Origin of the sequence: Mycoplasma sp. NEAQ87857, assembly GCF_009792315.1 — a bacterium.
Lineage (GTDB): Bacteria > Bacillota_I > Bacilli_A > Mycoplasmatales > Metamycoplasmataceae > Mycoplasmopsis.
On record NZ_CP045542.1, the window covers coordinates 958,421 to 980,922 of the forward strand.

Below are 22,502 nucleotides of genomic sequence, written 5' to 3' on the forward strand. Positions count from 1 at the left end.
TTATGATGCTTATTTGCATATGGTACCTCAGACAGGACTTGAACCTGCACGGATTTCTCCAGTGGATTTTGAGTCCACGGTGTCTACCATTCCACCACTGAGGCATATTAAAAATCTACTTAAAATAGATTTTTAATTTATTATTTAGATTATATTTAGTGCTTGTAAAATGATTACAGTGATTAAAATACCATAACCCATAGCTAATAAGAAAATACCTCAATAGTTAAATCTTCTTGCTGTTGCTTCTTCAAGTAAATCTTCTTCTTTTTCTTCTTCAGTTTCTTCTTTTGGTTCAACTTCAACTTCCTCTTCAACTATAACAGTTTCTTGAACAGGAACAACAACATTTGTAACTACTTCGTTATTTTGAACTGGTCAATCAAATACAAGGAATTTTGATGATTTTTTAGCTTCTTGAGCAAAAATAGCATATTTATACTCATTTAATTCTACAAATCCAACATGATATTCATCAAGCACAACATATGAAGCTAATTCACTAAATCTTAAGTTTTCACCACAACAATTTCTTACATATAAAGCTTTAGAAGGAATAGCTTCTAATTCAGGATTAACTACAACTAATTCAGAGATTTTTTCAATAGAATTATTTAATGAATTATGAACTAGTTTTAATAATTTTTTAAAGTCTGCATCTCCATTAAAATCTTTATCTAAAAATCTAATTTTTGATAAAGTAAATCTTAAACTAACTTTAATTTCTTCTAAATCTTGTGCATAAGTTTCTTGTTTTGTTTCTAATTGAGCAACTAATTTTTCTACTTTTTTAGCATATAATGCTAAACTTTTAATTTGTTCTTCTTCACTTAAATTGTTAATAAACTCATATTTTACTAATTTAATTTCTGGTTTTGATTTTTCTACAACTGTTTTAACTTCTTTAACAACTTCTGGTTTTGATTGTTTTTCTGAAGCTTGACGAGCTTGTAATAATTCTAATTTTCTTTGTAATAATTCTTTGTCAGCATCTGATTCGTTTAAAAGTGATAATAATCTTTCAATTTCTTCATCTTTAGCAGATTTTTTTCTTTCGATTTTTAAATCTTCATCAGCAGGGAAATATGTTTCATGATCTGCTAATACTTTAAAGTCAACAACTTCTTCTAAAGCTTTTTTAGCTTCGTTTAAGTTTCTTAACCCTTCTGTATGAATACATAATTCTTTTAATGTTTCTTTATAATCTAATCCACCATCAAATTTATCAACATTTAATTCGTACTCAAACTCACCTGTTGTAGGTTCTTTTTCAGAAATTAATAAACCACCTCAGATTTTTTTATCAGTTTGGAATCAAGTTGCACAATCATAACCTAAAGATAAAAATCAATTCATTGCATCTTTACGAGTTTTAAATAATGCTAAAGGTGCATTAACTTTAGGGTGTTTTAATGCTCATGGATAATTTTCATCTTTATTAGGTTTGTATAAACATTGTAAACGTTTCATTCGTTCTCCTTTAATTGGAAATTTTAAATTTAAATTTAAAAAATTAATTATACAATGCTAAAAATTTTATTTTTATAAAACTAGCTTTATATTATTTTATATATCAATTATAAAGTATTTTTATTATAATATTGTGATATTTGTATTTAAAAGTATTTATTTTTTATAAATTAAATATTTAATAAACAAAAGCTAAAGAAAATAATCTCATATACATATCCTTTAAATAAAAATTAATTTAATAACTTTTAAAATATATAATATATTTATGAATATTAAATATAAACCTAATGATGTTTTAAATGGTAGAGTTAAGACTATAGGATCAAAATACATTAAAGTAGAATTAAAAAATGGTGCTGTATTTTGTATTACAAAAAATGAAATTACAGATTTTCAAAAAACCAAAATTAATCAAATTATTAATGTTAATGATCATATTTCTTTTGTGGTAATTAATTTTAACCCTAAATACAATATGGGAAACGGAAGTTTTAAACGTAATCATCCTAATTATCGAAGAAATCCATTTAATTATGGTATAAAAGAAACTAAAAATGGTTTTAAAAATCTTTTTGAACATACCATTCACACCTTAAAAGAAAGTTAATAATGATATTACCTTTAAATATTAAATTAAATAAAAATTATTTATTTGATTCTAAGGAAGAAAAAAGATATTTTGCACATTTTAAGCAAGAAGTTAATAATAAACTATCTAAATTAGCTTTTAATGATGCAGAATTTATGAATTTTGAAGATATAGCTTATAACTTTAAATTAAATGGTATTCATCAAATAATTAATTTTTGCAACTTATTTTATGAACTTAAAATTCATACTTTAATTATTTTTTGTAGTGAAGAAATTAAGCAATCAATTCAAAGTTGTATTAATTTCTTGCTAATGAATCAAATTAATAATAAATCAGAGTTAAAAATTAAATTAATTTTTATTAACCAAAACACTTCTATCAATCGTTTTGTTGATGTTTTAAATTCATTTAATCATAAAATTGGTTTATTGTATCTAGATACATTATTAGATTTACAATCTAACAAAATGTATTATTATAATCAATGAATAATTAATTTTCTTAAGCAAGAAAAAATTTCTTATGAACAATTTTATATTGGAAAAGATAATAAATTAATTCATAAACTTTTTAATGAAAAACATATTTTGCTTGTATCTGAATACTTTAATCAAAATTACTCAATATTTTCAGAAGTTGTTTTGGTCATTTTAGCAACTCAAGGTATTAATATTAAAAAAATTATTGATGGTTATGTTGCTTATACTGGTAAAAACAACCGTTTAAAATATCTTTCATATGAATTAGCTAGTTTTTGATCAAAATATCAAATCAACAATAAAACATTTAATGTATTTGCTTCCTGCCATCATTTTTTAAATGATTTATCTTCGCTATTTGCTTTTTTATTAAATAAATCAAGTTTAAATGAACATTTAATTAATACTAGTATTAATTTACCAAGTGATATTAGTAGTTTAGGACAATATTTACTTGATGGAAATCATAATAAAATCATTACTTATTTAGATATTAAACGTAGTTATTTTGATTTTCAATTTAGTGATAATGTTTTAGATGATGATATGCTAGACCAATGAAACATTAGTACAATTAACCAATACTATAAATACACTCATGAAGTTTTTAATACACAATTAACATCATTTAATAAAGATATTAAATCAATTAGCATCACTTGTGAAACCAACAATGAAATTTACCTTGGAGCTTTAGTTAGTATTTTTTATTTTGCTAAGATATATTACTGTTTGTATAATAATTTACATCCTTTTAAATAAAAAAATCTCTTGTTTTTACAAGAGATTTTTCTATGCCTCAATATCAGCAACTGCTTTACCTGTTCTTTTTCATTCGTCTAATAATTTTTCTCATTCATCATAACTTTTACACATTAAGTATGCAATTTGATCTGCGTCTTTAGAATTATCAAAACAAGGAGAAATATTAGTTGAAGTATATTTTTTATATCACTCTTCAACCATTGCAATATCATCCACAACCTCAATAGTATTAACTTTAAAAGGATAAATTTTAAAATTACGTTGTCTAATATCAACTAATTCAGGATGTAGATAATCATTATCTTGTAAGAATAAAGCTACAATATTAAAATATTTATTTCCATTTAAATAAGCATAAAGTTGTGCTTGTTTTAAATAAGCAGGATCAACTCCTTCTTTATCTCATTTTTCACGTTTTTTCTCTCCTGCGGTTTTTACTTCCAGAATACAATCTTTTTCAGGTAATAAACCATCAGGTACTCCACCAATACTTTCATATGGTATTTTTCCTTTAAAATAATCAAAGCCATAATCCTTAGCTACAAAGTTTTCAATTATTAAAGGTTTAGTTTGTTGAGCTTTTGCTACTTCTAGGGCTTTTTCACGTAAAAAATCAAAAATTTTAGGTTCTAAAATAGTTCCTGCATTAACGTATTTAGGTTGTAAAATTGGTAATTTTAATCTTGCAATATGACAAAATGCTGCAAATTCAGATTTAAAAGGTTGATTGCTTAATAAAATGTCAGGAATAGTGCTACCACCAATTTTTTTATATTTTAAAAATTGGTTATCACTTTGAAGATCTTTTAATAATGGTTCTTTTAAAATAATTCTTTTATTAAGGATATCCACATCATAGTGAATCCCGTTAAAATATTTTCTTTTAGCCATTATTTTAAAAAGTTTGCTATTACAACATCTGCAATAACATCCACATTTTGAAAATTAGGAACTCATTCACGATTTATTAAAACATCTTGCGGAACAATATGATCAAAACATATATTAACAATTTTATCGAAACTAATTTCAGTTGAATTATCATCAACTCCAGGTACAAATTTTTCAGCATCCATAAATTTTTCAATTCTAATTGAAACAATTCTTACTATATCATTTGGTTTTACAACCTCCTTGATTCGATTAATGTTGCTTTTAAAGAAATCTAATTCATTAGGAAAACGTAAATCATCAATTAAAAATAAACTATTTTTATTTTGTTCTGAGCTTGATTTAGCTATTGAAATAATTTTGTCATATACTTTTGAACATCAAACATTATTATCAATTTTTCTACCCACTTCACCCATTGCAATTCATAATGGTCTAACTACTTCTTTATCTTTTTTATCTCAATTGATTTCATCTAAGATTGGTTCAGTAATTTGCTTAATAGGCTCTGCAAAAGATAAAATATTAACATTATTATCAAAATCTATTAAACTCTTTTCTTTAATTTTATTGCTTAATAATCCTTTTCCACTTCTTCTTTTTCCGTTAATCAGTATAACGATATGTTTATTCTGTTTCATATTATCTCCTTAACATTAATTATATGTAAGTTATATTATATTGGTGTTTTATTGTTTTACCAATTAATTAATAAAGTTTTTCATAAATTTATTTTATCAGTTCATTTTTTGTCCTTTTTATTAAAGAACTTATTTCATTATTAGGAGGTAAAAAATGATACTAAACAAAAAACTCTACTGAATCATTGGTATATCAACCGCTAGCCTTATAGCAATAACTATACCAATAGTAAAATTTGCAACCAAAGCAAAAGATAAACCAAAATTTGACCAACCAAGCACTGAACCTAAGAATAGGTTCAAAGCAAATATTATTAATATTAATAACGATATTAATCAAGCAAAAAATAACAATAAATCATTTAAAGATGGTTGAGATATCAAAAGCACCAAAATATTAGGTGAAATTAAAAATCTTAATAGTAATTTAGATGTCTATAATAGCTCCATTGATAAAATTAAATCAATTCGTACTTACTTAGAAAATCATAGCATTAATATCTTTAAGCTTTATGAATCATTAAAAGAAGAACATCAAGATATTAATGATTTAATTTTCAAATATAAAAACAATGAATTAGATAATAATAGTTTACAAAGCATCATTACTACAAAAACAACTAATTTAGCTACACAAATTGTTTCATTATTAGAATTTCTTATTTCAAAAATTGATACCAATTTAAATTTCTTAAAACAATATGAAAATATTAAAAATATACCTGAAGAAATAATTAAGAATTTTATGGATTTTAATGTTAGAAATAAAAACTGATTGCTTGAAAGTAAAAAGAAATTAGAAAGTGAAGAAATTAATTTAAATAATATTTTAATTATTCATGAGTATATAGAATCATTGTTTAATAACTTATTTATCAATATTAGTTCTTTAGATAATGAAATCGAATTACTTGTTAAAAAAATAACTCATAATCATCAACTACTTATTGACAACAATGAAATTAGCAATATAAATAAATCTAACTTAGAATTAATTAATAGTAATATTGAAGTTAATAATGAATTAAATAATGTAGCAATTAAAGAAATTGAATCAAATATTACTTATTTTAATGAAGCTATTATTCAAAATAAAAGCTATGAAGAACAAAAAAGAATTTACCAAATTCTAGTTTTTATTTATAGTCAAAAGAATTTAACAACTATTGACACTTTTTTAAATCACTTAATTAATTTGAATAAGATTAATAGTGAAATCTCAACTACAGAAATTACAGAAAATTTAAATAAAATTAAAGAAAACATTAATCTTAAAGATGTATTAAATTATGATAATGCTATTGATGATAAGACTTTAAAAAACACATTATCAGATAATTTAAAAATCATAAATTTAATAACTAATTTCTTAAACAATTTAAACATTAAAATTAATGAAATAAACAATGAAGCCATTGAGCAAATTAATAATATAAACAAAGAAATTAATATAGCTTTTAACGAAGTCTTATTAGTCCAATATAAATCTATAGAAATTAGTTCAAAAATAAAATCATTAAAATATATTAATAAAGTTAAAAAAATCAATTTAGACAAATATAAAATCTTATTAAAAGACGCTTTAATTAAAAACGATACAGAAAAAATTACTCAATATAATGAGCAAATAACTCTCCTTGAAGACATTTTAAAAAATAATAATAATGAAATAGAAACATTAAATAATGCATTAATTGAATATGCTGATGAATCAAAAATTAAATCACAAGATTATGCTAATTTACTTGGTAATAAATCTGATTTAATATTAAAACTAAAACACAATTTTTCATTCTTGGGGTTTTTAGCTAATAATTTAAATAGTACTAATTTATTAATCAAAAATCAAGCTAAATTATTAAATAATTTAAAAAACCAAGATATTTATGATAATGATGAGTTAAATAAATTAATTGCTAAATTCAATGCTACTATATTAGACAAAGAAAATCAAATTGATTATTTAACATCAATTAATAAATTAATCAAAGAACAAAACGATAAGAATCTAAAAAACCTTTCAATAATTAATGAGAAATTTAATAATTTAACCGATAACACCAAAATCAATGATGATTTAGTTGAAAATTTAAACAATGAATTAGCCACTACAAAAACTAAATTAAATAATGCTAATAGCTTAATCACTTCATTAAGAGAACAAATTAAAAATAAACAAAAAGAATTAATAAATTTAACTAATACCAACAACGAAAGTAGTGATGTAATAAGCAATATTAGACGTGAAATTTTTGAAAAAGATAAAGAAAAATCAAACTTAGAATCCTTAATCACCGAAAAAGAAAGCGAAATAAATAATTTAAATACAGAAATAGAACGGTTTAAAAATGAGTTAATAACTTTAAATGAAACTAATACTAATTCAATTAATACATTAAGAAATAGTGTTACTGAAAAAGAAAACGAAATAAATAATTTAAACTCATCACTAAACGAAAAAGACCTTAAAATTAACGATTTGAACAGCAGCATCATAAGTAAAGATGAAATCATTAAAGAAAAAAATAATTCTTTAAAAGAATTAAATGATACTATCGATCAATATTCAAGAGAAATAAATAATTATAGAAATCAAATGGGTGAGCTTTCTGATGAAATTAGCAAATTACAAAATGCTATTATTTTAAATAATACAGAAATTAGCTCAAATAAAGAAATAATTAGAAATTTAAACGCTCAGATTGAAGCACTGAATAGTGAATTAACTACTGTTAAACAAATAAAATCAACACAAGAAATTAAAATAGCAGAATATGAAAAAGAAATAGAAAATTTAAAAAAAATAAAAACAGAAAACGAATTCACAATAGGTTTTTTAGAAGTTGAAAAACAAATGCTAACAGATGCGATTACTAGAAATGAAAAAACAATAGATGATCAAAGATTAACAATAGCTAACCTCAAAAAAGAAAATAACGATCTAACAAACAAGGTAAATGAACTTGAAAGATATTATATGAGCGAAATTAGAAATACTAGAAGAGATAACGATTCTAATATATTAATATTAACTGACGAAAATCAAAAATTAAAAATTAAAATCGCTGAACTTAATGAAATCATAGACACATTGAACAAGAACAATAATAACTTAGATAGCTCTTTAATTGCTGCAGGTAATAAAAATAATCAATTACAAATAGAAATACAAAGACTAAATAACGAGATAAATAATATAAATAACAAATATAGAGAACTAGAAAATAATCTTGCAGATAATATTGCTAAGAATAATGAAAAAGATATCGCACACCAAAACGAAATAAAAAGAATATTAAACGAAAAAGCTACATTAAATACTGAATTATTAGAATTTAAAACAATGAAACTTTCATATAAAGAATTAGTTGTAAAAGCAAATAACATAATACAAAAAGCTATAGGAATACTAGAAACAATGAAAAAGACCAAAATAAGTGTTAGATATTCAACAATAAATGAACCAGCTAAATATAAATGAGATATTGCGCCTCATGGTTATGGTTCAGTAGAAAAATTAGTTTCTCCTGCTAGATCATACACCACTACTCACTATGGACTAGACAAAGGGAATGAAGAAGAAATTATAACAGAAGTAAAAGCATTATTAAAAACGTTTGTTATACCAACCAATATTGCTGAAGATATTAAACGAATTGATGAAGAAGAAGCTGAGGAAGAAGAGGAAGAGGAAGAAGAATACGAAGAAAGAGATCCAAGATTAGACGAAATTTGATGAAGAGAAATATAAAAAATAAAACTAGGAGTAATCCTAGTTTTTACTTTGAAAATTAAAATCATAAAATTCTATTGATGCCTTTAATGATTTTCTTAAATTCAAATCACTTGGAACACCCACAGACTTAAAAATAATAAATTCAAAATCCAATACTTTTTTTTGAAAATATAAATATTCAAAATATTGTTTTTGATTTATTTTATTTCAGCAAATTAATTTATTATATTTTTTTAAAATCATTAAATCCAATCAAACACGCATAACATAGCCGTTTAAATATTTAAAAGGTAGTAATAAATTATATTCAATATATTTTTCAATCATCCCACTTATATTATTTATTTGAAATTGATCAAAAGCTTGTATGAACGAACTTATGTTTTTTGTTAAACAAAAATCAATTTTAGGGTTTTTGATTTCTACATTTCTATAAATGTTATTAGTAATATAACTTGTATCATTAATGATCAAGAAAAATATTTTTTTTAAATTTGTAAAATCAAATTTAAATTCGCTAATAAATTTTTCATCTTGATATATCTTAATTGTATTCTCAATAATTTGCTCTTGATCAATATTTAGTTTGTTCATATTTAAAATTATATATTAAATAAAAAATAAAAACAAGCTTACGCTTGTTTTCGGTCAATTTCTTGAAATGGTACGTCCTAGAGGATTCGAACCTCTGACCCAATGGTTAAAAGCCATTTGCTCTACCTGCTGAGCTAAGGACGCACATTATGGTGCCCAGAACTGGACTTGAACCAGCACGGTATTGCTACCGAGGGATTTTAAGTCCCTTGCGTCTACCATTCCGCCACCTGGGCATTTATAACTTGCTCTACTATTATATAGTATTTAATTTAAATTCAAAATATTTTTTTAATTTTTTTATTTTGTTTAAATTAGTTATTACTATCACTTAAGTAGTAAATATATTTTATAATAAATTTCAAAAATACCAAGAACTTTTTTTATTTTTTTATAACTAATTTTTAGCGTTTGACAATTATATTAATATTTAAATAAACACAATCAATATAATAAAGGATATAACAAAATAAAATAAATTTGATATCATTTTACTATGAAAAATTTAATAAAAGTAAAAATTGAAATTCCTAGAGATTCAAAAATTAAATACGAATACAACAGAAAAACAAAAGAAATTGAAGTTGATCGTATTTTAAGAGGGGATTTTGTATATCCGGCTAATTACGGATTCATTCCTGAAGCTCTTGATTGAGATGGGGATGAATTAGATGTTTTAGTTTATTCACAAGAAAAATTTGCTCCTGGTGTAGTGTTAAACGCTAAAATTATTGGAGCAATGAAAATGATTGATGATGGAGAAACCGATACTAAATTGATTGCTGTTCATGCTGATGATTATAGATTAGACCACATCAATAGTTTAAGTGATTTACCTGAGCCATTTTTAAAAAGCGTAGATACATTTTTCAGTACATATAAAAATTGAAAACGTGTAGGTATTACTGAAGTTAATGGTTTTGAAGATCACGAATGAGCAATGGAAGAATACAAAGAATGTGTTGAATTAATGGAAAAATATGGTTCAATGGACAAAAAAGAATTCATTGCTTTAATGATGGAAAAACATCCTGAAAAATATACAAAATAAATTATTCTCATTATAAAAGTTAGTTTTTCAACTAACTTTTATTTTTGTTTTAAAAAAAGATAAATAAAAAAATAGCCTAAGCTATTTTGATGGAATACATTTGTATAAATGGTGCGAACAAATGGACTTGAACCATCGACCTCACGATTATCAGTCGTGTGCTCTAACCAACTGAGCTATGCTCGCATATATGTATGTCTATTATACACCATTTTGTAAAATAGACAAACAAAATTATTAAATAAATTAACGTTTTGAGAATTGTCTTGCACGACGTGCTGCTCTAAGACCTGGTTTTTTACGTTCTTTAGCACGAGCATCTCTTGTAAGCATACCAGCAGCTTTTAAAACTGCACGGTAATCTAATGAAGCTTCTAATAAAGCACGAGCAATACCTAATCTAATTGCTCCAGCTTGACCACTTAAACCACCACCTTTAACATTAACAGAAACATCGAATTGTCCTGTTGTTTCTGTTAAAACAAAAGGTTGATTAGCATCTTTTAAATAAATATCTGAAGTTAAATATTCACGTGCTGGACGTCCGTTAATTACAAAATTACCTTGTCCTTGTGTTAATCTAACACGAGCTACTGAAGATTTTCTTCTTCCTAATCCACGGTATTCTAAATTTTTACTCATAATTATTTAACCTCTAATCTTTCTGGGTTTTGTGCTTCATGTTTATGATTTGCTCCTGCATAAACAAATAAGTTACGACGTTGTTTGTTTCCTAATTTTGTATGAGGAATCATTCCACTAACAGCTTTTTCAATTAAAGCAGTTGGTCTTTTAACTCTTAATTTTGCAGCTGTAATGCTTTTTAAACCACCTGGGTATCCTGAGTGTGAGTAATATACTTTATTTTGTTCTTTATTAGCTGTTAAAACAACTTTTTCAGCATTAATAATAATTACATTATCTCCCATATCAGCATGTGGTGTGAAAGTTGGTTTATTTTTTCCTCTTAATACAGATGCAACAAATGCAGCTAAACGTCCTAAAACTTGTCCTTCAGCATCGATAACATATCATTTTTTATCAGCTTGCTGAGTGTTAACTATTGTAGTTTGTCTCATTTTTCCTCCTACGTTAATTTAAATGTATTAAAAATTTATAAGGTGTTTATAAATTGCTTTATTATTATAACACACATTTTAAAAAAGCATATTTCTTTTTTTAAGTAAAAAAATATAAAAAAATAGTCATTTAATATAGCAAAATGAAATAAAAAAACACCTATTAAATAACAGATGTTTTCTTAGTTTTTTTTCTTATTACAAACCCAGCACCAAAAACTACTAATGCTAAAGTTGCGAAGAATACTCCTACTATATATCAAGTAGCGTCAGGACTTGAAACTTTATTTTCTTTTGTAAATACGTTTAATGCAGATACTATTACTTTTGAAGTATTTTCTAATTTAACGTTATAAACTTCATTTAATTTATTTTGCTCATAAATTGGTAAGTTTTTAATTTTTAAAAGTTTAAAATAATTAATATTTTGTAATAAACCAACAACATTAAGGTTTTCTTTAATTTCTGGAGCTAATACATAACCTTTAGCTACTTCGTCAAATATTTTTTTGTTTCCATAGGTTATTGAATCTAATAATTTAACTAAAAGTTGTAAATTAATATATGCATATGAATATTTCTCATATGAATTAAACACAGCTTGATTTAATGCTGGATTACTTACACTAAATGAATCATCATATGTTAAATATTGTCCAAATTCATTATTTATTCTCACAAGTAATTCTTCTTTAGCGTTTTCTAAAACGTGATAAAAGTTTTTATCTTTTACATCCATATTTGATAGTTTGCTAACAACTTCATTGTAATGGTATGTATAAATTTTAAATAACATTGCTTTTTTATATTCTTTAGTATCTACTCCATTACTTTGTAAAAAACCTATATATGAATATAGTTGTGCACGATTGCTTTTTAATGCTTCTTGAGTATTAGTTTCTGAATATAAAGTAGTGAATTCATTAATTGTTTTTTCTACGCTTGTTGCTGTATTATTAAAATTATCTTGAATTTTATTTGCGTTTGCATTATTTGTTGAATTTGTTGCAGCAGAAATTGTACTCATTGATCCAAGTGCAATTACTGGTGCTCCTAAGGTAAAGAATCATTTAAGTTTATTTTTGTTCATAGCCATCCTTTGAGAAATAAAATAATATTATTTGCTATTGTAATTATATAATAATTTTATAATATAAACTTTTATTTATAATAGATTACTTTAATTTATTCAAATATTGTTTTAATTCATTACATTTTTCAACTAATTTATCTGTGATTTTACTCTCTCACATAGTATGAGCAGCTGTATCTACAAATTCCAATGTACAATTATTTAAATGTTTACTAAGTAAATAAGCACCAATTGGTCTTGTATCAATATCTTGTCTACCGTGAACTATAAATGTTTTAATATCTTTGATCTTGTTAATATTTTCTAAAATATAATTGTCAGATTTTAAAAACGCTTTATTAACAAAATAATAACACTCTAACAAAGCAATTGCTTTAACTTTATTAATGCTTCTTGGAGTATTTTTTATTTCTTTATGTGGTTTAACACTAATTAAACAATGTTCTCAATTAGCAAATAACCTTAAACCTTCAGCAACTTTAGCTTCATTGGTTTCATTAATAAACAAATCATAATATCTTTCTAAGATATTATTACCTTTATAATTAGCTACATAGTTTTGATATTTTTCAAAAACATCAGGATAAAAATCACTTGCACCTTTGTGATATAAATAATCTATATCCTCTTCTCTAGAAAGAAAAACTCCTCTTAGTATCATTGAGCTAACATTTTTTGGATATTTAATCGCATATAATAAAGCTACAGTGGTTCCCCAAGATCCACCAAATAAAGCTACTTGATCTAAGTTTAAATGTAATCTCAATTTTTCTACATCTTCAACAATATCATTAGTTGTATTATTTACTAATGAAGCAAAAGGTTTGCTTTTACCACAACCACGTTGATCAAATAAAATAATCTTATAAAAATTTGGATCAAAAAATCTTCGACATTTATCATTTACATTTCCTCCAGGTCCTCCATGGAGAAAAATTATAGGATAACCATTAGGGTTTCCTGAAACTTCATAATAAAGTGAATGAATCTCATCGACATTTAAAAAACCTTTTAAATAAGGTTTAAAAGGTTTATATAATTTATTATTTTTCATTTGGTCTTGAAAATACATAATGTCCAGTTTCAGTAACTAAAACATCATCTTCAATTCTTGCTCCGCCTAGACCTTCAATGTAAATTCCAGGTTCTACTGTAATTATCATTCCAGGTTCTAATACTCATTCAGCTACTGAAGAAACATTAGGTAATTCATGCACATCAATTCCAAGTCCATGACCTGTTGAATGTACAAAATATTCTCCATAACCTTTTGAAGCTATATAATCACGACAGATTTTATCAATCTCACTACTTTTAATTCCTGGTCTTACTGCTTTTCTACCTTCATAAGCAGCTTCTTTAACAATATTAAGAATTTCTAACATTTTAGGATCTTTAGCTTTATCTTCTCCGCCTAAAATACTAGTTCTGGTAATATCAGCAGTATATCCTTGATATAAAGCACCAAAATCCACTTTTAATAATTGGCCTTCTTCAAGTTTTTTATCTGTTGGATGATGATGTGGTTCAGCACTTGAAGCTCCTGTAGCTATAATTTCATCAAATCCTTCTTTATCTGCGCCATTAGTTTTTAATAAATAGTTTAATAAAGCTGCAGCTTCTTTTTCAGTCATTCCTGGTTGAACTTTTTGCATAAATTCATCATATGCTTTAAGTGAAATATCAATAACTTCTTGCATTTTTTGAATTTCTTCTTTTGATTTAACAATTCTTAATTCTTGAGCATTTACTCAATGAACCTCTTTAGGATTAACCATTGACATAATTCTATTTTCAACTGATTTAGTTAAATAATTTTTTTCTAAAGCGATTTTTTGATAATTTCTATTTTTAAATCACTCACTCATTGAATTACCTTTAATTAAAACAATATCAACATTTTTAGCGTGCTTTCTAGCATATTCAATATATCTACCATCTACAAATAAGGTTGCTTTATTTTTTTCAATAGCAATAAATCCATCAGTAGTTTGCACATTAGCATATCATAATCTTGTTTGAGGAGCTTCTGAGATTAAAACTTCTACTCCTAATTGATCAAACATTTGATCTAATTTTCTACGATCCATATTTCTCCTTTTTAATTTTGTGTAATTAAATTATATAACTAAAAAAGTAGCATAACGCTACTTTTCTTATACTGATAATTCTTTTAATTTTGCTACAAATTTATCAAAATCAACTTGTTGCTTAATATCAGAATTAATTTGTTTATAAATAACTTTGTTTTCTGGGTCTAGAACAAACATTGCTCTGCCTAATAATTTTCACTCATGCAACAATAAACCTAATTGTTTAGCCATAACTCTATCTTTATGATCTGAATACATTGTAATATTACCTGTTGGATGGTTTGTTACATATTCATTAAGAGCAAAAGGAAGATCTTGTGAAAAACTATAGTAATTAAACATTGGAAATTCTTTAGAAATTTCTGAAAGTCTTAAAATTTGTAAATCACAAACATTAGTATTAATTGATGGGAATGTTGCAATTACAGTGTATTTTCCATTACTTAAAATTTCTGTTTGTTCAATTTCTCCAGCTTTAGTTCCTGAAAGTTCTAAAGTTGTTCCTAATTCAACTTCTTGACCTTCAAAGTGTAATTCTTTGTCAGCAGCGTTAACTTTTCTCATATTGTACCTCTTTGATTTTTTTATTGTAATTACAATAAAATTTTATCAAAAAGTACAAAAAAAGGACAAAAATGTCCTTTAATTATTATTTTTTTTCTTTATGTGAAGTGTGAGCATTACATTTTGAACAGTGTTTTTTAAGTTCTACTTTTTCAGGGTGTGTTTTTTTGTTCTTTTTAGAAATGTAATTTTCCATTTTACACTCTGTACATACTAGTGTGTATCCATCTCTTGGCATATATAAGCTCCTTCTTTAATATATTGTTAACAATTCTTGTATATTATAAACTAAAAAATATTAATCATAAAATTTTTTAGTTTAAGCAAAATCGTTATTTTAGTTTTTTTTATTCAATAACATTGCGATTTCTTCTTTATATGGAGATTTATTTCCAATAAAAGGTGTTTCAAGAATAATAGGTACATTATCAAAATCAGGGTCAAATACAAACTTTTGCAAAGTTTCAAATCCAATAAATCCTCGACCTATATTTTCATGACGATCTTTGTGTGAATTAAGTTCATTTTTTGAATCATTTAAATGAATTACCTTAACATTTTTTAGTAAATCATATTTAATTAAAGTGTTTTTGAATTCTTGATAATTTTTAAGGTTATACCCAGCATCTCATAAATGGCAAGTGTCTAAGCAAATTTGAACTCTATCAGATTTTACTCAATCTAAAACATATTTAATTTGTTCTAAATTACGACAAATTTCAGTTCCTTTTCCTGCCATTGTTTCTAAGCAAATTACTACATCTTCAGTTTCACTGATGATGTATTTTAAGCTATCAACTAATGTATCTAATGCTTCTTGAGCACTATAAGTAGTAAATGCTCCTGGATGAAGAACTAAATATTTATTCCCAATATAATTCATTCTTTGAATTTCTTTAATTAGAAAATCACAAGAATAATTTGCCTTAGTTGGATTTGCAGGATTAATAACATATGGTGCATGGACCACAATATCTTCTTTTGGAATTAAGTGCATATATTCCATTTCATAATCTAGTAATCTATAATTACTTACATCAGTTCTTAAAGTTGTTTGTGGAGCTCCTAGATATATCATCATAGTATTTGCTCCATTTTCAATAGCTTCTTTAGCAGCTCCAAAAAGATAGTTACTATCTTTTTTAAAAGAGTTAAAACTTCCTAATTTAATCATTTTGTTCCTTAATTGTTTTTATTGTCTTTTTTGTTTGATAAAAATTCTTTTACTTTTTTAGTTTCTTTAACTAAAAAAGTTTCATCTTTTGTTTCGTTTGTTTGTTTTTGTTCATTATTTTTTACTTTTGATTGCATTTCACCTAAGAAAGCACTAGCAACAATCCCACTAGGGATAGCAATTACGGCAATACCTAATAAAGCAATAAAGCTTACAATAACTTTACTAATAGGAGCATGAGGTACATAATCACCATATCCAATAGTGGTTAAAGTTATAGTGGTAAAGTAAAATGAATCACCAAAATTTTTAACATAACCATTGCTTAATGCTTGATATTCTGGATTTGATGCATAATCAACTACTGAAGGGTTATTTTTAATTCATTGATCTTGAATTTGTTTTAAATAAGCTTGTTCATTATTTCAAATTAATAATGAAAAAATTAAAATTAACACCAAAATTAAAATTAAAACTGAAGTAAGAATTTTTTTCTGTTTTCCATAAACATTACTTATTGCCTTAAAAGGTGAAAATAATGTTAATACTAAAAATAACCTAACAACTCTAAACATATTTAATGATTGTAAGGTCACTAATACATCTGAAAATGATTTATTGTTAATATGACCAAATGAATTAATAATATGTGCTGAAGCTAAAATGCAAAATAATATAACAAAACCATAAAAACTAAAGATAAATTTAATAGCAGCTTTTATGTTTGACATTTCTTCATTTTTCATATGGTATTTATAAGTGAATAAATGCAATCCATAATCAATAATAAAAATAAAGAATGTTAAAGTTTGTGAAACTTTAATTATTGCATCTAAATAAGGTTTTATTTCTTTTGAAGGTGTAAAAAGTGAAAAGAAAGAAATAAAACATGCAAATGAAATAATTAATGCATAAATTGTTCTAAATAATTTTATTTGTAAACAACGTTTTTTGTCTTTAAAATCAATAACATTGGATGATCAAGTAATAATGCTTAAAGCATTCATAAAATCTTTTTTCTTTTGAAGGAATTTAGTATTCTTAGTCATATTGTTATTATATAAAATAATGTAATTAAATTAAAAAAGTTGCTTAATTGCAACTTTATAAAATATCTAATTTAATAATTTTTCCTTGATTTTTTCCTTCAGCATTATGAATAATTAACATTTTTTCAATTTCTAGACCAATTTTTGCATAGTCTATAAAAATCTTAATTTTGTAATTATTGATTGAATCATAAATTGAAGAATAACCAATATCAGATAACCTTAAACCTCTTGTACCTATAACTGCTAAAGAAATGTATGCTTCATGTGAAGAACAAACAATGTTAGAGAAACCAAATTTTCTTGTATATTTATCAAATTCAATAATGTCTTTTTGTTTCTTTTTAGCTGGAATAGTATATTCTTCATAAATTACTCCAAGCTCATTACATGCTTGAACAAATCCTCTTCAACGATCTTGAATTTGCACTGGACTTAGTTTTAAATCTGATAAGAATAACATTTTGTCATTATCTTTCATTAAACTATGAAATTTCTTAGTCATTAAATAAAACGCTGTTGATTCATCAGGTTTAATTCAGTTTACTCCATTAACTTGATGTCCATATACAACTATTGAAACATCTTCAATTGTTTTAAGAAAATCAAAAAGTTCTTTATCATATTGTGGAATAAATATTACTATTGAAGTTGGTCTTCATGATAGTATGTATCTTACAGTATTAATATATTCTTGAGTTGATACACCTGTGTAGGTTGTATTTACTCTGCGATTGCTTTTTTTGCTTGCTGCAATAATTCCGTTAACAATATGAGTGTAAGCACTATCACCTCAAACAGGCATAATAACAAAGATTGAATTATCTTTACCTCTAATTAATCTTGCTCCATGATTTGGGAAATATTGATATCTTTTTACAACTTCTTCTATTTTTTCTCTTGTTTTCTTAGAAACATAACCCTTATTGTAATATCTACTAATTGTAGAAATAGAAACATTAGCTAGTTCTGATATGTCTTTATATGAAATTTGTTTTTTCATATAATGATTATATACAAATATGGAAACATTTTTCACAAATTTATATGAAAAATAAAAAACTCCCTAAGGAGTTTGAATCATTATGTGAAAGGCGGGATATATCGCAAGCAGTGATACCTTATAGATATCTCATTCTTGTTTATTCAACAAGCATTGATAATATTTTAACACATATTTCTTAAATGTCCAAGCATTTTTTTGAAAATTTGAGCAAAATTTTTGAAAAATATGATTATTAACTTAATGAGTTTAATTTATTCAAATAATAAAAAGGTTTATAAATCCATTCGATTTTATATCTAGTAAAATTGAATTATTAAATGTTATCCAAGGAGGATTAAATGAATAAAGAAAAAGAATTGTTAAAAGAATACTTGGAAAAAGTTGATAACATCGTTCCAAGCGATTTCAATGACGATCAAAAAGAATTAGCTAAATTAATGTTAGAGTTGATTTGTGAAAAAGAACCTAAACAACTTCAAAACGCATATCAATTTATAGTTAATCGTATTAAATTGGGTTTTAGGTTTGATTCAGCTCCCGACATTCCTGAAAAAGATAAAATTATCGTTTTAGAAAAAGATGACAAACGAAGTTTTACATTGAACGAAAACAAAGGTAGAAACCAATTGATTATTGGTGAAAACTATGACGCTCTAAAAGCCCTTATTTTAATAGAAGGAGAGAGAGAGAGAGAGAGAGAGAGAGAGAGAGAGAGCAAGCTAACGCTTGCTACGATATAATTTATATCGATCCTCCTTATAATACAGAACAATCCGCAGAAGAAGGTAATAATCAAAACAGCGATGATAAAGGTAAATTTACTTATAACGATAAATTTTCTCGCACAGGATGATTAAATATGATGAATGAGAGATTATTACTTGCAAAAGAATTATTAAGAGATGATGGTCTCATATTAGTATCCATAGACGACAACGAACAAGCGTACTTAAAGGTTCTTATGGATGAGATATTCGGTGAAAATAACTTTGTTAGTAATATTTCTTGAATTAAAAAACGTGGACCAGGAAGCAATACAAGTCAGGTACAAAAAATTGTGAAAAATTGTGAATATATACTTATTTATTCAAAAGATATTTATAAAGTTAAATTTAATTATAAAGTACACAATAAAGAAAAATTGAAAAAACTTGGTTACATAAATAAAGATGAATATTTTGATGAAAGAGGTTATTATAAAATAACTGATCTTTATCACCCAGCTTCTTCAGGTGCTTTTAAATATTCTGAATCTTTAGACTATCAGATTAAAGCACCTGATGGCACAGAGTTTATGCTGCACAAAAATTTAAACAAACCAAAAAGTGGTTGCTATACCTGATCTAAAGATAGCTTCGACATTGGTAATTCATTAGGCTTTATTTTAATTAAGAAAAATAGTAAAGGATTTTGACAAGCATATAGAAAACAATATCAATTTGTTAAATTTGACCCTAAATCTAAAACAATTGTAAATAAAGCTGCTGGTCAGGAATATGAAAATTACATTGATGAAAACATATACACATCTGAAGGGGGCGAAGATATCAAAAAGATCCTTATGGATAAAAATCAATTCACTTTTCCTAAACCAACATCACTTATTAAATATTTACTAAGTATAAGATCAACAAAAGATAGTAGAATTTTAGATTTCTTTGCAGGAAGCGGTACAACTGGTCATGCTGTTGAAGAATTAAATAATGAAGATTGTGGCAAAAGAACTTATACCTTGGTAACGAATAATGAAAATAATATAGGCGACAAGACAACTTATGAAAGATTATGAGTGAGTAAAATTGGAGTCACTTGAGATTGCTTTAAATAGCAATTACTTCCTATTTTTATTATAATTAATCATCGCTTAAAATGAAGCGATTTTTATATTTTGTTTTTATCATATAAATATGGAAACATATACATAAATTATACTTAAAAATAAGTAATTTTAAAGCAAAAATTCATAATTGATAAAGAAAAATAACACACTATATCAAAAAGTGCGTAAAACCTTATAATGATAATCATTATTTAAATAAATGTTGATTAACGCTAAATTACTTTATAGTAATATAACTTATCAACATATATATTTACCTACATCTTTAGGTCCTAACAACATAATCTTTTTAACAATAGAGACTATGTTATATCTAGAACTTCGTTTATGAATTAAACTTTTCAGCGAATTATTAACAAAACTTTCAGATGAAGATTTAACATCTACTTCAGCTACAACAAGATTAAAAATACCATTTCAGTTGTTCTTAACATAATTTAAAAACTTCTTAACTTTATTTGTTAATTTAGTTTCAAGTTTCTTAATCACATCATTTTTAATAAAATCTAAAACTTGTTTGAAGCCATTAATATTGTTATTATTGATAGATTGTTTAATATTTTGATAAAGATTAGTTTGATTATAAAAATACTCTTTTTCATAGAAAATGCTATTTTCTTTATTCTTTTTCTTTGTTGCTCCAAAAGTTTCAAAAGCAAGCTTCATAAAATGAAACTTGTCTAAAACAGGAATATAACCTTTTGAATTAGCTAATTTTTGAATCCATTTAGCTCCATCACCTTTTACTACAACTTTTAAACCTTTGTTATAAAGTGTATCTTTTATATGGTTGATTTTATTAACTAAAAAATTAATTGAAACTTTGCTAGGTGTATTAGAATCTTCTAAGAAAAATAACTCATTTTTATATTTTACTCGCTTAGTACTTGGATCTTTTTCTAAGTAAAATCTAAGCATCCTATTACGTTTAGAAACACTAGCACGATTTAATTGTGTTTCAAAGAAAGCATCATCAATTTCAACATAAAGATACTTATGCTTAGATAAAACATTATTAGAATAATCACAAAGATTGTTAATAAAGTTTCATTGTTTATCATTATTAAATTGAATTTCAGGATTTGACTTAGTTTCATTATTAACTCAAGCATATATCAATTGCTTAGAAGGGTAATTTTTAGAAGTTAAATTAGTAATCTTATTCCCTGAAAGATAGTTCTTAATAGCTATATCTTTTAATTCTAAAGAGAATTTAGAAGTTTTTAGTTCTTTTAAATATTCGTGATGATAATAAGTAAAAGTTCTATATTTACCTAACTCTTTATCATAAACTTTATATCTAGTAAGATTAAAATATTTCACTCCTTTTTCAGTTATGAACTTTCTTTTTACTCTTCTAAAGACCTTTCATTCAGGATGTTCTATTAACCTGGTTATAGTTCTAAACCTTTCTTCTAACTCATCAAAATAATAAACAATAATATCAGCTTGATATAGCATAATCTTCCCTATCTCATATATGGTGTCTTATTAAGACACTTTTTTTTATTCCATTAACAATTAGAAAAGAATGTTAATTCTCTATATAACAAAAGAAAACTAAGCTATATAAAACTTAGAACATTTCCTAAAACACGTTATCATAAAATGCTACTACATAGCTCATTTTATTCCCATTCAAAGTAATACTTTGTATTACTTTATTAAGGGCTAAAATTTGGGACTATTTAAAATATTTGCAAAGTTATCCTACAAAACTTAATAAAAATCAAATATTTTAACCATTTTTAAATGTTTTTACCTGCATTTACTTTGTATCGTGCTTTATGACCTGAAAAACAATTAAAAATAGTAGCATTTTCAAAGAACAAGCTCTTTTCCTTTTTTATTAAAAGTATTTTTTAACATCAATATTATAACGCTATTTTTTGTGAAACCATTTCCATTTTTTAAAATTATGCATATAATATTAATGTATGAAAACAATTCCACATATAACAAAGGAGTAAATCATTGTTTTCATAACTTTAAAAACAATAAAACAAATAACTTTTTTAGAACAATAATATTGCTAAAAAAAATATTTAGAAAGGAATAAAAAAATGATTACATCACTAACTAATCAATTTGCTGATGGTAATGCTGGTAATATCTCAGGACAACTAGGTGATACTTTAACTAATGCTGCTAAGTCAATAGTTAGTTCAATAGTGTCTCCAATTTCAACAATTGGTTTAATTCTTCTTTCATTAGCATTAGTTTTTTTAATAGGAAAAATTGTTGTTTTATGAACTAAGAGAAAAGATGGTAATGCAGAAGAAATTAAAAAATCATTAAAGTGAAATTTAGTAGGTATTTTAGTATGTATTGTTCTAATTACCACTTTTGCATTAATAGTTTCTACAGTATTGAAGTTCTAGC

The 22,502-nt window shown here is 24.8% G+C and carries 22 protein-coding genes and 4 tRNA genes; 7 read left to right on the forward strand and 19 right to left on the reverse strand.

Going from position 1 to position 22,502, the window contains the following annotated elements:
• Positions 1-20 precede the first annotated feature (20 nt).
• Positions 21-104, reverse strand: a tRNA-Leu gene (locus GE118_RS03465).
• Positions 105-144: 40 nt separating this feature from the next.
• Entirely contained in the window at positions 145-1,470 is a 1,326-nt protein-coding gene (locus tag GE118_RS03470) for an MAG3090 family protein (protein ID WP_158764041.1), read from the reverse strand.
• A gap of 268 nt (positions 1,471-1,738) precedes the next feature.
• Here GE118_RS03470 and GE118_RS03475 point away from each other — a divergent pair, with 268 nt between their 5' ends.
• Together GE118_RS03475 and GE118_RS03480 are read left to right on the forward strand one after the other, a co-directional pair.
• Positions 1,739-2,080 (forward strand): RNA-binding protein, encoded by a 342-nt coding sequence (locus tag GE118_RS03475; protein WP_158764042.1) that lies wholly within the window; start codon positions 1,739-1,741, stop codon positions 2,078-2,080.
• Positions 2,081-2,082: 2 nt separating this feature from the next.
• On the forward strand, positions 2,083-3,306 hold the full coding sequence (locus tag GE118_RS03480) for a hypothetical protein (protein WP_158764043.1): 1,224 nt from the start codon (positions 2,083-2,085) through the stop codon (positions 3,304-3,306).
• A 30-nt stretch (positions 3,307-3,336) separates the two neighbouring features.
• On the opposite strand, the gene GE118_RS03485 is transcribed toward GE118_RS03480, so the two are convergent.
• Both GE118_RS03485 and GE118_RS03490 read right to left on the reverse strand, forming a co-directional pair.
• Positions 3,337-4,200, reverse strand: coding sequence for an MAGa7180 family putative nuclease (locus GE118_RS03485; protein WP_158764044.1), 864 nt, complete (start codon positions 4,198-4,200; stop codon positions 3,337-3,339).
• The gene (locus GE118_RS03490; protein ID WP_158764045.1) at positions 4,200-4,841 is read right to left on the reverse strand and encodes a hypothetical protein; all 642 of its coding nucleotides are present in this window, start codon (positions 4,839-4,841) and stop codon (positions 4,200-4,202) included. Before GE118_RS03490 ends, GE118_RS03485 begins: the two co-directional genes overlap by 1 nt.
• 154 nt (positions 4,842-4,995) lie before the next feature.
• Between GE118_RS03490 and GE118_RS03495 the strand changes: the two genes are divergently transcribed.
• Entirely contained in the window at positions 4,996-8,592 is a 3,597-nt protein-coding gene (locus GE118_RS03495) for a hypothetical protein (RefSeq protein WP_158764046.1), read from the forward strand.
• A 21-nt stretch (positions 8,593-8,613) separates the two neighbouring features.
• On the opposite strand, the gene GE118_RS03500 is transcribed toward GE118_RS03495, so the two are convergent.
• The 3 genes from GE118_RS03500 to GE118_RS03510 form a co-directional block, all read right to left on the reverse strand.
• Entirely contained in the window at positions 8,614-9,171 is a 558-nt protein-coding gene (locus GE118_RS03500; RefSeq protein WP_158764047.1) for a hypothetical protein, read from the reverse strand.
• A gap of 68 nt (positions 9,172-9,239) precedes the next feature.
• A tRNA-Lys gene (locus GE118_RS03505) sits at positions 9,240-9,315 on the reverse strand.
• A 6-nt stretch (positions 9,316-9,321) separates the two neighbouring features.
• A tRNA-Leu gene (locus GE118_RS03510) sits at positions 9,322-9,407 on the reverse strand.
• Between the two features lie 260 nt (positions 9,408-9,667).
• Here GE118_RS03510 and GE118_RS03515 point away from each other — a divergent pair.
• Positions 9,668-10,222 carry an inorganic diphosphatase gene (locus GE118_RS03515; RefSeq protein WP_158764048.1) on the forward strand — a complete coding sequence of 185 codons (555 nt, stop codon included), beginning with the start codon at positions 9,668-9,670 and terminating at the stop codon, positions 10,220-10,222.
• 109 nt (positions 10,223-10,331) lie between these two features.
• Here GE118_RS03515 and GE118_RS03520 read toward each other — a convergent pair.
• The 11 genes from GE118_RS03520 to GE118_RS03570 all read right to left on the reverse strand — a co-directional run bounded on the left by GE118_RS03520 (position 10,332) and on the right by GE118_RS03570 (position 18,277).
• Positions 10,332-10,408, reverse strand: a tRNA-Ile gene (locus GE118_RS03520).
• Positions 10,409-10,468: 60 nt separating this feature from the next.
• Entirely contained in the window at positions 10,469-10,864 is a 396-nt protein-coding gene (gene rpsI, locus GE118_RS03525; RefSeq protein ID WP_158764049.1) for a 30S ribosomal protein S9, read from the reverse strand.
• 2 nt (positions 10,865-10,866) lie between these two features.
• A complete protein-coding gene (gene rplM, locus GE118_RS03530) occupies positions 10,867-11,301 on the reverse strand; it encodes a 50S ribosomal protein L13 (protein WP_158764050.1) in 435 nt (144 codons plus the stop codon).
• Between the two features lie 163 nt (positions 11,302-11,464).
• Complete coding sequence (locus GE118_RS03535) at positions 11,465-12,391, reverse strand: hypothetical protein (RefSeq protein ID WP_158764051.1); 927 nt, start codon at positions 12,389-12,391, stop codon at positions 11,465-11,467.
• An 85-nt stretch (positions 12,392-12,476) separates the two neighbouring features.
• Positions 12,477-13,448, reverse strand: a complete 972-nt coding sequence (pip, locus tag GE118_RS03540; RefSeq protein WP_158764052.1) for a prolyl aminopeptidase — start codon at positions 13,446-13,448, stop codon at positions 12,477-12,479.
• On the reverse strand, positions 13,438-14,484 hold the full coding sequence (locus tag GE118_RS03545) for a M24 family metallopeptidase (RefSeq protein ID WP_158764053.1): 1,047 nt from the start codon (positions 14,482-14,484) through the stop codon (positions 13,438-13,440). The genes pip and GE118_RS03545 overlap by 11 nt, the downstream gene beginning before the upstream one ends.
• A gap of 66 nt (positions 14,485-14,550) precedes the next feature.
• Complete coding sequence (locus tag GE118_RS03550) at positions 14,551-15,051, reverse strand: redoxin domain-containing protein (protein ID WP_158764054.1); 501 nt, start codon at positions 15,049-15,051, stop codon at positions 14,551-14,553.
• Positions 15,052-15,136: 85 nt separating this feature from the next.
• A complete protein-coding gene (gene rpmG, locus GE118_RS03555; protein WP_158764055.1) occupies positions 15,137-15,289 on the reverse strand; it encodes a 50S ribosomal protein L33 in 153 nt (50 codons plus the stop codon).
• Between the two features lie 99 nt (positions 15,290-15,388).
• Positions 15,389-16,225, reverse strand: coding sequence for a deoxyribonuclease IV (locus tag GE118_RS03560; RefSeq protein ID WP_158764056.1), 837 nt, complete (start codon positions 16,223-16,225; stop codon positions 15,389-15,391).
• An 8-nt stretch (positions 16,226-16,233) separates the two neighbouring features.
• Positions 16,234-17,274, reverse strand: a complete 1,041-nt coding sequence (locus GE118_RS03565; RefSeq protein WP_158764057.1) for a potassium channel family protein — start codon at positions 17,272-17,274, stop codon at positions 16,234-16,236.
• A gap of 55 nt (positions 17,275-17,329) precedes the next feature.
• Complete coding sequence (locus GE118_RS03570) at positions 17,330-18,277, reverse strand: LacI family DNA-binding transcriptional regulator (RefSeq protein WP_158764058.1); 948 nt, start codon at positions 18,275-18,277, stop codon at positions 17,330-17,332.
• A 341-nt stretch (positions 18,278-18,618) separates the two neighbouring features.
• Between GE118_RS03570 and GE118_RS03575 the strand changes: the two genes are divergently transcribed.
• Together GE118_RS03575 and GE118_RS03580 are read left to right on the forward strand one after the other, a co-directional pair.
• The gene (locus GE118_RS03575) at positions 18,619-19,020 is read left to right on the forward strand and encodes a type III restriction endonuclease subunit M (RefSeq protein ID WP_158764059.1); all 402 of its coding nucleotides are present in this window, start codon (positions 18,619-18,621) and stop codon (positions 19,018-19,020) included.
• A 5-nt stretch (positions 19,021-19,025) separates the two neighbouring features.
• Positions 19,026-20,108 (forward strand): site-specific DNA-methyltransferase, encoded by a 1,083-nt coding sequence (locus GE118_RS03580; protein ID WP_233262771.1) that lies wholly within the window; start codon positions 19,026-19,028, stop codon positions 20,106-20,108.
• Positions 20,109-20,357: 249 nt separating this feature from the next.
• Here GE118_RS03580 and GE118_RS03585 read toward each other — a convergent pair whose 3' ends face one another.
• Positions 20,358-21,581 carry an Mbov_0401 family ICE element transposase-like protein gene (locus GE118_RS03585; protein WP_158763478.1) on the reverse strand — a complete coding sequence of 408 codons (1,224 nt, stop codon included), beginning with the start codon at positions 21,579-21,581 and terminating at the stop codon, positions 20,358-20,360.
• Between the two features lie 602 nt (positions 21,582-22,183).
• Between GE118_RS03585 and GE118_RS03590 the strand changes: the two genes are divergently transcribed.
• The gene (locus GE118_RS03590; RefSeq protein ID WP_158763477.1) at positions 22,184-22,501 is read left to right on the forward strand and encodes a hypothetical protein; all 318 of its coding nucleotides are present in this window, start codon (positions 22,184-22,186) and stop codon (positions 22,499-22,501) included.
• Position 22,502: the final 1 nt, after the last annotated feature.